This is a genomic window from Streptomyces sp. NPDC058051 (assembly GCF_042885475.1).
Taxonomy (GTDB): Bacteria; Actinomycetota; Actinomycetes; order Streptomycetales; family Streptomycetaceae; genus Streptomyces.
Genome location: NZ_JBHVRW010000004.1, coordinates 58000 through 71512, shown reverse-complemented (window position 1 = coordinate 71512; position 13513 = coordinate 58000). Strand labels below are relative to the sequence as shown.

Below are 13513 nucleotides of genomic sequence, written 5' to 3'. Positions count from 1 at the left end.
ACGACCCGGCCGACCGGATTCCGCCGACGCGGGGGCTCCACAGGAGGGAGTCACGCGTCCCCCTCCAGGTCTCCCTCAAGTTCGAGGTAGGTCGCCCGCAGGCGGTCCAGGGTCTCCTGGTCCGGCTCCGCCCACAGCCCCCGCTCGGCCGCCTCCAGCAGCCGCTCCGAAATCCCGCGCAGCGCCCAGGGGTTGGACTTCCGCATGAACTCCCGGTTCTCCGGGTCGAACACGTACTCCGCCGACAGCTTCTCGTACATCCAGTCGTCGACGACCCCGGCTGTCGCGTCGTACCCGAAGAGGTAGTCCACGGTCGCGGCCATCTCGAAGGCGCCCTTGTACCCGTGGCGCCGCATCGCCGCCATCCACCGCGGATTCACCACCCGCGCCCGGAACACCCGGTGCGTCTCCTCGCCGAGCGTCCGCGTCTTCACCTGGTCCGGCGTGGCACTGTCACCGACGTACGCCTCGGGCGACTCGCCGGTCAGGTGTCGCACCATGGCGACCATGCCGCCGTGGTACTGGAAGTAGTCGTCCGCGTCGACCAAGTCGTGCTCACGCGTGTCCACGTTCTTCGCCGCCACCGCGATCCGCCGGAACGCCGTCTCCATGTCCCCGCGCGCCGCCCGTCCGTCGAGCCCGCGCCCGTACGCGTAACCGCCCCAGACCGCGTACACCTCGGCCAGGTCGGCGTCGCTGCGCCAGTTCCGGGCGTCGATCAGCGGCAGCAGCCCCGCCCCGTACGCCCCCGGCTTGGACCCGAAGACGCGGGCCGTGGCCCGGCGCCGGTCGCCGTGCTCGGCCGTGTCCTCGTCCGCGTGCGCCCGTACGTAGTTGACGTCGGCCGGCTCGTCCAGCTCCGCCACGGCCCGTACCGCGTCGTCGATCAGCCCCACCACGTGCGGGAACGCGTCGCGGAAGAAGCCGGAGATCCGCACGGTCACATCGATGCGCGGGCGTCCCAGTTCGCCCGGCGGCACGATCTCGAAGCCGGTCACCCGCCGCGACGCGTCGTCCCACACCGGCCGGCAGCCCAGCAGCGCCAGGATTTCCGCGATGTCGTCGCCCTGGGTGCGCATGGCGGAGGTGCCCCACACGGTCAGGCCGACCGACTCCGGGTAGCCGCCCGTGTCGGCGAGATACCGGGCCACCAGGGAGTCGGCGAGCGACTGCCCGACCTCCCACGACAGCCGGGACGGAATCGCCTTCGGGTCCACCGAGTAGAAGTTCCGCCCGGTCGGCAGCACGTTGACGAGCCCGCGCGTGGGCGAGCCGGACGGACCCGCCGGTACGAAGCCGCCGTCGAGTGCCCGCAGGATGTGGCCGATCTCGTCCGTCGTCCGGGCCAGCCGCGGCACGACCTCCTCGCACGCGAAGCGCAGCACGGCCACCGCGTCCGGGAGTTCACGGCCCAGCACGTCCCGTACCAGCCCCGGGACGGCCCCGGCGTCCCAGCCGTTTTCCTCCATGCCCTCCGCGAGCCGGCGGCACAACTGCTCCAGCAGGTCGATCGCGTCGGCGCCGGTGCGCGCCGGGCCGTCGACCAGCCCGGTCAGTTCGGCCGGAACCTTCACCGCGGCCCCGGGCTCGGCCAGCAGCTCCTTCTCGCCGAGACCGAAGTGCTCGGCGATCGACGCCCGCAGCCCCGGCAGCGCGTTCGCCGTCCCGCCCCACACCTGCGAGGCGCGCAGCACGGCCAGGACCAGGTTGACGCGCGCCTCGTCGACCGGGCCGCCGCCCAGGATGTGCAGGCCGTCCCGGATCTGGACGTCCTTGATCTCGCACAGGTAGCCGTCGATGTGCATGACGAACGAGTCGAAGTCGTCGTCGCCGGGCTGTTCGTCGACGTGGAGGTCGATGTGCAGCTCGGCGGCCTTCACCAGCGTCCAGATCTGCGCCCGCACCGACGGCGCCTTCGTCGGGTCGAGATCGCTGACCAGCGCGTACTCGTCGAGCAGTTGCTCCAGCTTGGCCAGGTCGCCGTAGGTGTCGGCACGCGCCATCGGCGGCACCAGATGGTCCACCACCGTGGCGTGCCCGCGCCGCTTGGCCTGGGTGCCCTCGCCCGGGTCGTTGACGATGAACGGGTAGATCAGCGGCAGTTCGCCGAGCACGGCGTCGGGGCCGCAGCCGGCGGACAGGCCGAGGCCCTTGCCCGGCAGCCACTCCATCGTGCCGTGCTTGCCCATGTGGACGACCGCGTCCGCGCCGAAGCCCCCCTCCGACGTTGCGGCCTCCAGCCAGCGGTACGTCGCCATGTAGTGGTGCGACGGAGGCATGTCCGGATCGTGGTAGATCGCGATCGGATTCTCGCCGAAACCGCGCGGCGGCTGGATCAGCACCACCACGTTCCCGAACTGCAGGGACGCCAGGACGATCTCGTCCCCGTCCACGTACAGCGAGCCCGGCGGCTCGCCCCAGTGCTCCAGCATCGCGTCGCGGAGCCCCGGTTCGAGCCGGTCGAACCAGGCCCGGTAGTCGGCGAGCGGAACCCGTGCGGGGGCTGCGGCGAGCTGTTCCTCGGTCAGCCACTCGACATCGTGACCACCGGCGTCGATGAGCCGGTGGATGAGCTCGTCGCCGTTGTCCGGGTGCCCGTCGACCCCGTAACCGGCGTCGCGCAGGGCGTCCAGGACCCGCACCGCCGACACGGGCGTGTCCAGGCCCACCGCGTTGCCGACCCGGGAGTGCTTGGTCGGGTAGGCGGTGAAGACGAGCGCGATCTTCTTCTCGGCGTTCGGCTTGTGCGTGAGCACGGCGTGGCGCACCGCGATTCCGGCGACGCGCGCGGCACGTTCGGGGTCGGCGCGGTACACCGGTACGTCGTCGGGGCCCTGCTCCTTGAAGGAGAACGGGACGGTGATCAGCCGGCCGTCGAACTCGGGGATCGCGACCTGCATCGCCGCGTCCATGGGGGACAGCGCGGCGTCGGACGCCTCCCACGCGGCGCGTGAGGAGGTCAGGCACAGGCCCTGGAGCACCGGGACGTTCAGCTCGGCCAGCGCGCCGATGTCCCACGCCTCGTCGTCACCCCCCGCGGAGGCGTCCGACGCACGGGTGCCGCCCGCCGCGAGCACGGTGGCGACCAGGACGTCGGTCCGGCCGAGCAGTTCGTAGAGCCCGGCGTCCGCGCCGCGCAGCGAACCGCAGTACACCGGCAGGGCGTTGGCGCCACGCGCCTCGACGGCGTCGCACAGGACGTCGACGAACGAGGTGTTCCCGGACAGCTGGTGGGCCCGGTAGAAGAGCACGCCGACGGTCGGGCGGCCCTCGGTGAACGCGCGGTCGCCGTGCAGGCCCCACTCGGGCATCTTCTGCGGCTCGGCGAAGCCGTGGCCGGTCAGCAGGACGGTGTCGGAGAGGAAGCGCGCCAGCTCCACGAGGTTGCCGGGGCCGCCCTCCACGAGGTAGCGCAACGCCTCGGCGACGACCCCGGCGGGTACGGACGACTCGGCCATCAGCTCCGCGTCGGGCACGGCCTCGCCGCCCAGCAGCACGGTGGGGATGCCGGACGCCTTGAGGACGGCCAGCCCCTCCTCCCAGGCGCGCTTGCCGCCCAGGAGGCGGACGACGGCGACGGAGGAGCCCTCGATCAGCGCGGGGAGTTCCTCGCGCGCGTCGACGCGGGTGGGGTTGCCGATCCGGTACGGCGCGCCACTGGCGCGCGCGGCGAGGAGGTCCGTGTCGGCGGTCGACAGCAACAGCACGGTGCTCGTAGGGGCGTTCATGCGTGTGCTCCAGGTGCTCCGGGGGCGATGAAGGGAAGTCCTGACGGCGCGCCCGACTCGATGAGCCGCAGCAGCGCGTCCGTGTCCGCGTGTTCTTCGATGAGGTCGCCGAGGCGGTCGAGCTGTTCCTCGCGCAGCGCGGCGAAGCTGGTGTCGGGGGCGGGGACGAAGCGCCGTCCGGCGGCCCGGGCGACCTCGGTCAGGAAGCGGCGGCGGAACGCGTCGCTCTCCAGCGAGCCGTGCCAGTGGGTGCCCCACACGGCGCCGACCCGGCAGCCGTCGAGGAAGGGTTCCCCGCCGCGTACGTCCGCGACGCCGTGGTGGATCTCGTAGCCCTCGACCGGGGCGCCGAGCGCTTCGCCCACGGGGCGGGCGAGGGTCTTCTCCCGGTCGAAGCGGACGCGTACGGGCAGCAGGCCGAGACCGTCGACGTGCCCGGCCCTCGACTCGACCTCGTCCTCGATGTGTTCGCCGAGGATCTGGAAACCACCGCAGACGCCGAGGACCGGCCGGCCCTCGGCGGCGCGCCGCACCAGGGCGTCGGCGAGGCCGCGCTCGCGCAGCCAGGCCAGTGCCTTCACGGTGCCGCGGGTGCCCGGCACGACGACGAGGTCGGCGTCGGCCAGCTCCTCCGCGCGGTCCACGAACCGGACGACGACGCCCGGTTCGGCGGCCAGCGCGTCCACGTCGGTGAAGTTCGACATCAGGGGAACGGCACACACCGCGACGCGCAGCACGTCCTCGCCGTGCGGCGGTGCGACGACCGATTCGCGTACGGCCCCGCGCATCGAGACCCGCAGACCGTCCTCCTCGTCGATCCCGAGGCCGTGGGCGAAGGGCAGCACCCCGTACGTCCGCCGCCCGGTGATCCCGCGCAGCATCTCCAGGCCGGGTTCCAGCAGCGAGACGTCGCCGCGGAACTTGTTGACGAGGTAGCCGGCGATCAGCGCCTGGTCCTCGGCGTCGAGCAGCGCCGTCGTACCGAAGAACGAGGCGAAGACGCCGCCGCGGTCGATGTCGCCGACGACCACCACGGGGAAGCGCGCCGCCCGTGCGATGCCCATGTTCACGATGTCCGTGCGCCGCAGGTTGATCTCGGCCGGGCTGCCCGCGCCCTCGCAGATCACCGCGTCGTACGTGGCCCGAAGCCGCTCCAGGCAGTCCACGACCGTGCCGAGGAGCGCCTCCTGCCTGCCGCCGTGGTAGCCGCGCGCGCTCATCTCGCCCACCGGTCTGCCCATCAGCACGACCTGGCTGGAGCGGTCGCCACCGGGCTTGAGCAGCACCGGGTTCATCAGCGCGGTCGGCTCGACCCGGGCGGCCTGGGCCTGCATCGCCTGGGCGCGCCCGATCTCGGCACCCTCGCGGGTGACGAACGAGTTCAGCGACATGTTCTGCGCCTTGAAGGGCGCCACTTTCACGCCCCGGCGTACGAGCCAGCGGCAGATGCCCGCCGTGACGACGCTCTTGCCGGCGTCCGAGGTGGTTCCGGCGACCAGCAGCCCGCCGCTCATGTCCGTCTCCGTCCTGCGGTCCGTCGTCCCGCGGCCCGAAGGGCTTCGGCGGGCAGGCCCGCGTTCCGTCGTCCCGCGATGCGCCGTGCGGCGAGGCCGGCACCCAGTCGCCCCACCACACACACGCCGAGGGCGAGCACGCTCACCCGGCGCGAGAGCCGCACCGCGCGTTCGATGTCCTCGGTCTCCACCGCCCGGCCCGTCTCCCCGTTGAGGACGGGGCGGTGCTCGATCCGGCCTCCGTAGGCGAGGGTTCCGCCGAGCCGTACGCCGAGCGCGCCCGCGAACGACGCCTCCACCGGTCCCGCGTTGGGACTCGGGTGCTTGGCCGCGTCGGCCCGCCAGGCCCGCACCGCGCCCCGTGGCCGCCCGCCGGCGGCCACGGCCAGCAGGGCGGTGAGCCGGGCACCGGGCCAGCCCGCGAGGTCGTCGAGGCGGGCCGAGGCCCAGCCGTAGCGCCGGTGGCGGGGCGACTTGTGGCCGACCATGGCGTCGAGGGTGTTGGCGGCCCGGAAGCCGACGAGTCCGGGCACGCCGGCCAGCGCGCCCCACACCAGGGCGCCGACCACGGCGTCCGAGGTGTTCTCGGCCACGGACTCCACCACGGCGCGGGCGATCTGCGGTCCGTCGAGGGACTGCGGGTCGCGCCCGCACAGGTGCGGCAGGCGCTCGCGGGCCGACGCGAGGTCATCGGCGGCCAGCGCGGCCCCGATCGTGCGGGCCTCACGCCCCAGGGAGGTACCACCGACGACGGACCAGGTGGCGGCCGCGGTCAGGGCGACCGAGGCGGCGGGATGACGGCGCAGGGCACGGGTGACCAGCACGGCACTCCCCGCGGCGCCTCCGGCGCAGACGAGCGTGTGCAGCGCGCCCCACCCGCGGTGGTCGCGCCAGAGACGGTGCTCGACGCCCGCCGCGGCCCGCCCGAAGGCGGCGACCGGGTGTCCCCTGCGGGGATCACCGAACAGCAGGTCGCCGATCAGACCGGCCGTGGCGCCGTACGCGAAAACGCGATCGGCACGCATGGCTCAACCGGCGCTCACGCCTCGAAGGGTCCTCGTACAGGCGGCTCTCGTCGAGAGCATCGAAGCAACGGACGCACGGCAGCCAGGCATGGCGATATGTCCTCACTCAGGGTCCGCGCCCTGGATCGACGTGACGGGCGACGAGAGTCTCCTGGCTCCCGGATCCGCAGTTCCCCCGGCCTTCCAGCCCGCTCGCGCGTGCCGTGACTTCCGGTGTGGGGGACTGCTCCCCGGTGACAGTGGCGGGACCGCGCCGGATTCGCACCGGCTTCCTCTGCTGTCGCCGTAATTGGCTCCGGCAGTCCACCACGCTCCGCGAACGTCCGTCAACTTGCCGTTGACCTGCGGCGGTGCGGTGTGCTGTGCCCCACATCGGGCCGGAGCCACAACGCCGAAGGGCCGGACCCATGCCGAAGGACCGGACCCATGTCGTGGGTCCGGCCCGTCGGGAGCGTGCGGAGAAGGGGGATGCCTTGACGGAGGTCAGGCGACGATCAGATAGATCCCGTACGCGACCGCCGTCGCGCACAGCGCGAAGCAGACGTACGCGCCCGCGCGGGCCAGCAGCAGCGAGCCGCCGGAGCCGCCCTGCGCCGCCGGTTCGGGCTGCTTGGAGAGACCGACGATGCCCAGGGTGAAGAGACCCACCAGCGCGACGGTGACGACGAGGGAGACGCCGAAGACGGAGCCGAGGGCTGCCCAGTCGATTTTCATGCTGATTCCTTAGCCGGTCTGCCGGGGCGGCCGACCTAGACGGTGGCGGGTCGCGCCGGGTCCTGGGAGGTCGCGGCCGGAGCCGGAATGGTGGTCTTGAGATCCTGGGCGGCCGCCTGGGCGCCGGTGGGCGGCGGGCTGACGGCGGCGATGGCCGTGGTGACGACGCCCGCGGGTTCGGCTCCGTCGGCGGCGGGTGCGACGTCGCCGTGGCCGACCGGCTTGCGACGCGACACGAGCCATATCGCCCCGGAGCCCGCGAGCAGCAGCGCCGCGACGACGACGACACCCCACGTGCCCTGCTTGGTGAGGAACTCGGCACCGGCGCCGACCAGTCCCGCGGCCGGCAGGGTCAGACCCCAGGCGACGAACATCCGGGTGGCGGTGGACCAGCGGACCACGCCGCCCCGGCGGCCGAGCCCCGCGCCCATCACGGCACCGGAGCAGGACTGCGTGGTGGAGAGCGAGAAGCCGAGGTGCGAGGAGGCCAGGATGACCGTGGCCGCGCTGGTCTGGGCGGCGAAGCCCTGCGGCGGTTTGAGGTCGGTGAGGCCGCTGCCCATGGTGCGGATGATGCGCCAGCCGCCCAGGTAGGTGCCGAGCGCGATGGCCGTACCGGCCGCGACGATGACCCAGACCGGCGGGTTGGAGCCGGGGTGCAGGACGCCGCCGGTGACCAGGGCCAGGGTGATGATGCCCATGGTCTTCTGCGCGTCGTTGGTGCCGTGGGCGAGGGAGACCAGTCCGGCCGAGGCGATCTGACCGGCGCGGTAGCCCTTGGCGGTGGCCTTCTCCTGGGCGTCGTTGCGGATCTTCCCGCCGATCCGGTACGTCAGCCTGGTCGCCAGCAGCGCGGCCAGACCGGCGACGATCGGCGCGGCGAGCGCCGGGAGCAGCACCTTGGTGACGACGGTGCCGCCGTTGACGGAGGACCAGCCCGCCGACATCACCGCGGCGCCGATCAGGCCGCCGAACAGGGCGTGCGAGGAACTGGACGGAAGGCCGACCAGCCAGGTCAGCAGATTCCACAGGATGGCGCCGACGAGTGCCGCGAAGATCACTTCTGTCCGCAGCCCGTTCTCGTTGACGATCCCGCCGGAGATCGTCTTGGCGACCTCCACCGAGAGGAACGCGCCGACGAGGTTGAGAACGGCGGACATGGCCACCGCTGTCTTCGGTTTGAGTGCGCCGGTCGAGATGGTGGTCGCCATCGCGTTGGCGGTGTCATGGAAACCGTTCGTGAAATCGAACACTAGAGCTGTCACGATCACAATCGCGAGAAGCAGCGTGATGTGTTCCATTTACCCAGGCAATCGTTCGACGTCATTGGCAAGTGGACCGTAGGCAACCTGAGTGAACGGAAGATGAACTGGGAAGGGCGCTGTGGTGTCTCCTGTCGGGACCGGATTCCTCTTCCTGATCTCCGCGGCGCGGCGCGGTCCGCGCACGGAGCCCCACCGGGCCCGATCCACCCCCTGGCGCACCTTTTGTGAACGTCACCGGGTTGTGACCTTCCCGGCCGATCGCATGCCCGTTCGCCTCCCGGGCTGACAGGATCCTCGTATGAGTGATGACCGAGGGGACGCGATCGAACGGGCCTGGGACGCTGTCGTCGCCACCGCCCGCAGGACGGCGGCGGACGGCCTCGTCGTCGGGACCTCCGGAAACGTGTCGGCACGCGTCGGTGCGACGGTCCTGGTCACCCCGAGCGGAGTGCCGTACGACCGGCTCGGTCCCGGGGACGCCGTCGGCGTCGACCTGGACGGCAACCGCGTCCTCGGCGAGCTGGCCCCCACCAGCGAACTCCCGCTCCACCTCGCGGTCTACCGGAACAGCGAGGCGGTTGCCGTCGTCCACACCCACGCGGTGCATGCCACGGCCGTCTCCACCCTGGTCCCCGAGGTCCCCGCGGTCCACTACGCCGCCGCCCTGCTGGGCGGCCCCGTCCGGGTCGCGGCCTATGCGCGCTACGGGACGGAGGAACTGGCCGGGAACATGCTCGCCGCCCTGCGGGACCGCACCGGCTGCCTGCTCCAGAACCACGGAACCGTGACCTACGGAGCGACCCTGGACGAGGCGTACGACAGGACCGCCCAGCTGGAATGGCTCTGCCGGCTCTGGCTCACCGCGAGCTCCGTGCCCGGCCGCTCGCCCCATCTGCTCTCCCCGGCCCAGCTGAGCGACGTGCGGGAGGCGCTGAAGGGATACGGACAACCGGGCTGACACCGGACGGCCCCCGTCCGCTGGCAGGGTGCGGTGCACCCCGGGAGACTGGAGCGGTGCGCCCGGCAACCATCACGGCAGCAGCCGTCACCACGGTCCTCGGCGGCGGTGCGGCAGCGGCGGTCGCGGCCGGCCGGTACGCCAGCCACGCCGCCCTCAGGGCGCCCTCCGGACGACCGCTCCCCGCCGACCGCGGACTCACCGTGCACGCCACGGCCGCCGGGCAGGTCACCCTGACCCGCTCCTTCACCGCCCTGCGGCCCGGTACGTACGGACTGGTGGGCGACGACGTCCACGCCGTCGTCGGCCCGGTGATCGCACACGCCCACCACGCCCCCGACACCGTCGTCCGCAGACTGGAACGCGTCAGCAGCGGCACCCTGGAGCCCGGCGCCAAGGTCCGCGTCACCCCGCAACTGCACAGCGGCGACCCCTCGTCGGCCCTCGGCCTCACGTACGAGGAGGTCGAGATCCCCGGCGAACTCGGCACCCTGCCCGCCTGGTTCCTGCCCGGCCCCCGCGACACCTGGGTCATCACCGTGCACGGCCTCGGCACGACCAGGGAACACCCCATGAACGTCATGGAGTTCCTGCACGGTCTGCGCCTGCCCGTGCTCGACCCGGCCTACCGCGGCGACCCCGGAGCGCCGCGCTCCCCGGACGGCCTCGCCCACCTCGGTGAGTCCGAATGGCGCGACCTGGACGCGGCGATTCGCTTCGCGGTGCGGTACGGCGCCGAGAAGGTCGTCCTGTACGGCTGGTCCACCGGCGCCTCGATGGCACTGCACGCGGCCGTCAACTCGGCACTCCGCAGCCGGATCTGCGGCCTCGTCCTCGACTCGCCGGTGCTGGACTGGGCCACCACGATGCGCGCCCTGGCCACGGCCCGCGGCATCCCGGCCGCCCTGCTGCCGCTCGCCGTCCGTGCCGCCCAGGGGCAGACCGGGCTGCGCGGCGCCCGGCTCCTGGACGGCTCCCTCGCACCGTCGCTGCGTGCCCCGACCCTGATCTTCCACGGACCCGACGACACCCTGGCCCCCTGGCAGCCGTCCCGCGACCTCGCCGCCCGCCGGCCCGACCTGGTGGCCCTGCACACCGTCCCGCAGGCTCCGCACGCGGCGATGTGGAACGCCGACCCGGTCCACTACGAAGAGGCCCTGCGCCGCTTCCTCACGCCCCTGATGTGACCTGATGCGAGGGATCGGCCGATTGGTGCCGGGCCCGTGCCACCACTCCCTCCACCGCGAATTCGGGTTCCGTTTGGGCTTTCGGGCCGTCAGGGGCAAGACTGCTCCCGTGACGTCCCGTACCCCGCGCGACTCCAGGCTGCGACTTGTCCGCCCGCGACCCCTCGCCACCGCTCGCAAGGCCGTGACCACCCGGCGCACCAGGCCGGCTCCCCGCCCCCCGGAGGGCACTCCTCCCAGGGCGGAACTGGCCCGCCAGGCCAGAACCGTCCTTGCCGACGCCGTACGGATCGCCCGCTGGGCAGCCGACGGCGCGATCCCCGGCGCACCGCCGCCGGCCGCCCAGGCTCTGGAACGGGCCGCGGCGGTCATGGAGTTGTCCCCGGCCCAGATGCGTTCGGGCTGGGACCGGGCCCGGCTCGCCGGTCTGGTCGAACTGCACGGCGACACCGCGCGCCCCGGCTGGCGGCTGCGCGCCTGGGACCGCGACGACTCCGCCGTGCTCCGCGGCTGGGTGGCGCTCTTCGACGCGTGGTCGCTCGTCCACCCCGCACCCGACGGCATCGACTCCACCGCGGTCGCCGAGGCCGTCGAGGCCGTGCCCCAGGTGCTCTCCCTCCTCCAGCTCTCGGCCGGGCCGGTCGCCGTGCCCGCCCTCCTGGACCTGCTCGGCCAGCGCGTCGCCGAGCTCCACGAGGAGCGCTGCGAGGTGCCGTACGGGCCGCAGCCGCCGGCCGCACCGGCCGGAACCGCCGCCGAGGCACACCCCGCCGCCCTGATCGCCCTCCTTCTCGACTGGGCCCTGGAGGGGCTGGCCGCCGTCGGGGCCCTCACCCTCGGCGCCGGACACGCCACCCTCACCCCGCTCGGCAACTGGGCGGTCTGGGTCAAGCTGGAACAGATCTGCGTCGCGGCCCAGAGCCCGGCCGGGAACATCGAGCAGGCCGCCGCCGACATGCTGCTCGGCTGCGCCCGGCTCACCCCCGGCCCGGCCCGCGCGGAGTACCGCGCCTGGCTCGCCGCCCGCCCCGTCGGCAGCGCCGTCGCCGAACTCCTCGCCGTCGCCCGCGGTGAGGACGCCCTGCTGCGCGGACTCGCCTTCGAGGCGCTCCGGGTCGTCGGCGCCCCCGCCGAACCCGAGGTGCGGTCGGTCGTCGGCGACCCCGGCCTGCGCCCCTACGCCCTGCTCTGGCTGGCCGAGTACGACGGCGCGGACCCCGAGGACGCCCAGGACGTCCTCAGCCGGGAGGAAGCCACCTGGCTCTGGGTCGACACCGCGGCGGCCGTCGCCGACCACGGCGAGACCACGCTGCTGGTCCGGCACCTCGACTCGGCCGTCCAGGGCACGGTGCCGGCGCTGCTGGACGAGGTACGGGCCGTCGGCCACCCGCGCACCGTTCAGGTGCTGGTGGCCCTGGCCGCCGCGCACCCGGACCCCGCGCTGGCCAAAGCGGTGCGCCGGGCCGCCTTCCAGGTGCACACGGGCGGCGTGTAGCACGGCCGGTCCACGCGTCGGACGGGCTCGGTCCCGGGCCCGTCCCCGCGGCCGTCAGTCCGCCGACCCCGGTGCGTACGTCCCGAAGGTCCAGACGTTGCCCTCCGCGTCCCGCGCCATGAAGTCCCGTGAGCCGTAGTCCTGGTCCGTGGGCGGCATCAGGATCTCCACCCCGTGCTCCACGGCCCGGGCATGGTGCGCGTCGACCTCGTCCACCACGACGTAGACACCGGCCGGGCCCGCGCCCTGCATCGCCTTGGCGAAGACGCCCTCGCGGCCCTTCGAGCCGACCATCACCCTGCCGTTGCCGCAGGACAGCTCCGCGTGGAGCACCGTGCCGTTCTCGCCCTCGTACACCGCTTCCTGCGTGAAGCCGAGGCCCTCCGTCAGTGTTCTGATCGCGGCCTTCGCGTCGTCGTACAGAATCGTCGGATAGATCGTCGGAACGCCGGCCGGTGCGCCTGCCATGACGCCCACCTCTTTTCGTACTCCCGTGACCCGTTTCTGTGATCTGCGTCTCAGTCTTCCATCGGTCACCCGAAAGGCTCTCAGCGGAAGGTGTTGCAGTCGGCCATGTCGCCGCCGCGGAAGCCGGTGGTGAACCACTGCTGCCGCTGCGCGGCCGAGCCGTGCGTCCAGGACTCCGGCGTGACCCGGCCCTGGAACTTCTCCTGGATCCGGTCGTCGCCGACCGCGGCCGCCGCGTCGAGCCCGTCCCGGATGTCCGCCTTCGTCAGCGAGGTGATCAGTGGACGGCCGGTCGATTCGTCCGGCGTGCTCGTCGCGTGATGGGCCCAGACCCCGGCGTAGCAGTCCGCCTGCAGTTCCACCTTGACCGCATTGCTGTTCGCGCCGGTCCGCCCGTCCTGCGCGCGGCTCAGCGTCCCCATCAGGTCCTGCACGTGGTGCCCGTACTCGTGGGCGATGACGTACGCCTGGGCGAACGGGCCGCCGCTGGAGCCGAACCGCGTCTTCAGCTCGTCGAAGAACCCCAGATCCAGATAGACCTTCCGGTCACTCGGGCAGTAGAACGGGCCGACCGCCGAGGTCGCGGAGCCGCACGCGGTGCCGACGCGGTCGGTGAAGAGAACCGTCGGCGCGTTCGCGTACGTCCCGCCGCGCCGCCGGAACTCCTGTCTCCAGTAGTCCTGAACGCTGTTGACCACCGCGACGGTCCGGCAGTCGTCCCGGGTGTTCGCGTCCTGCCCGCTCCGGCAGGTCTGCTGGACCTGCGCCGCCGAGGAGGCCGTCGCGGTCGTGCCCGAGTCGCCGGACGACAGGCCGAGCTGGTCGGGGCCGACACCCAGGAACAGGCCCAGGATCAGTGCGATGAGACCGGCGAGGCCGCCGCCCACGGTGGCCCTGCCTCCGGGGATGCGGCTGCCGCGCACGTCCTGGACCTCGGACGTGTCCAGATCGGCATCGTCGTCGAACTGCATGGGGAAACCACCCTCTGGCGCGGCTGTGGCGTCTCACCGCCTCCGCCGAGTATGGGATGGTTCGCTCGGTCATGCCCCATTTTGTCGCGCGGTGGAGTGGGGCGGTGGCGCTGAGTGATCGCTCGGGCGCCTGCCTCCGTCGCGTGCGGCCCCGCATGCGGAAAAGCAGTTGCACACCGCCAGTAGAA

At 72.8% G+C, this 13513-nt stretch carries 10 protein-coding genes and 1 riboswitch; of the genes, 3 read left to right on the top strand and 7 right to left on the bottom strand.

The features are described 5' to 3' along the window. Positions 1-50 precede the first annotated feature (50 nt). From cobN to ACFVUT_RS08275, 5 genes are all read right to left on the bottom strand, one after another. Positions 51-3728 (bottom strand): cobaltochelatase subunit CobN, encoded by a 3678-nt coding sequence (gene cobN, locus ACFVUT_RS08295; RefSeq protein WP_389646620.1) that lies wholly within the window; start codon positions 3726-3728, stop codon positions 51-53. Continuing rightward, positions 3725-5242 (bottom strand): cobyric acid synthase, encoded by a 1518-nt coding sequence (locus tag ACFVUT_RS08290; protein ID WP_389646623.1) that lies wholly within the window; start codon positions 5240-5242, stop codon positions 3725-3727. The genes cobN and ACFVUT_RS08290 overlap by 4 nt, the downstream gene beginning before the upstream one ends. After that, positions 5239-6267, bottom strand: coding sequence for a cobalamin biosynthesis protein (locus tag ACFVUT_RS08285; RefSeq protein ID WP_389646626.1), 1029 nt, complete (start codon positions 6265-6267; stop codon positions 5239-5241). Before ACFVUT_RS08285 ends, ACFVUT_RS08290 begins: the two co-directional genes overlap by 4 nt. Before the next feature lie 144 nt (positions 6268-6411). Then, positions 6412-6543: riboswitch (cobalamin riboswitch) on the bottom strand. 207 nt (positions 6544-6750) lie between these two features. Next, positions 6751-6981, bottom strand: a complete 231-nt coding sequence (locus ACFVUT_RS08280) for a hypothetical protein (protein ID WP_389646629.1) — start codon at positions 6979-6981, stop codon at positions 6751-6753. Between the two features lie 35 nt (positions 6982-7016). Beyond that, positions 7017-8282: an anion permease gene (locus ACFVUT_RS08275; protein WP_389646632.1), complete on the bottom strand. Its 1266-nt coding sequence runs from the start codon at positions 8280-8282 to the stop codon at positions 7017-7019. Between the two features lie 262 nt (positions 8283-8544). On the opposite strand from ACFVUT_RS08275, the gene ACFVUT_RS08270 reads away from it, so the two are divergent. From ACFVUT_RS08270 to ACFVUT_RS08260, 3 genes are all read left to right on the top strand, one after another. Next, positions 8545-9204 (top strand): class II aldolase/adducin family protein, encoded by a 660-nt coding sequence (locus tag ACFVUT_RS08270; RefSeq protein ID WP_389646635.1) that lies wholly within the window; start codon positions 8545-8547, stop codon positions 9202-9204. Positions 9205-9260: 56 nt separating this feature from the next. After that, on the top strand, positions 9261-10391 hold the full coding sequence (locus ACFVUT_RS08265) for an alpha/beta hydrolase (RefSeq protein WP_389646638.1): 1131 nt from the start codon (positions 9261-9263) through the stop codon (positions 10389-10391). Positions 10392-10575: 184 nt separating this feature from the next. Then, entirely contained in the window at positions 10576-11886 is a 1311-nt protein-coding gene (locus ACFVUT_RS08260) for a hypothetical protein (RefSeq protein WP_389646870.1), read from the top strand. A 54-nt stretch (positions 11887-11940) separates the two neighbouring features. Here the strand turns inward: ACFVUT_RS08260 and ACFVUT_RS08255 are convergent, their stop codons facing one another. Continuing rightward, a complete protein-coding gene (locus tag ACFVUT_RS08255) occupies positions 11941-12354 on the bottom strand; it encodes a VOC family protein (RefSeq protein WP_389646641.1) in 414 nt (137 codons plus the stop codon). Positions 12355-12434: 80 nt separating this feature from the next. Then, positions 12435-13325 carry a neutral zinc metallopeptidase gene (locus ACFVUT_RS08250; protein ID WP_389646643.1) on the bottom strand — a complete coding sequence of 297 codons (891 nt, stop codon included), beginning with the start codon at positions 13323-13325 and terminating at the stop codon, positions 12435-12437. Between the last annotated feature and the right edge of the window lie 188 nt (positions 13326-13513).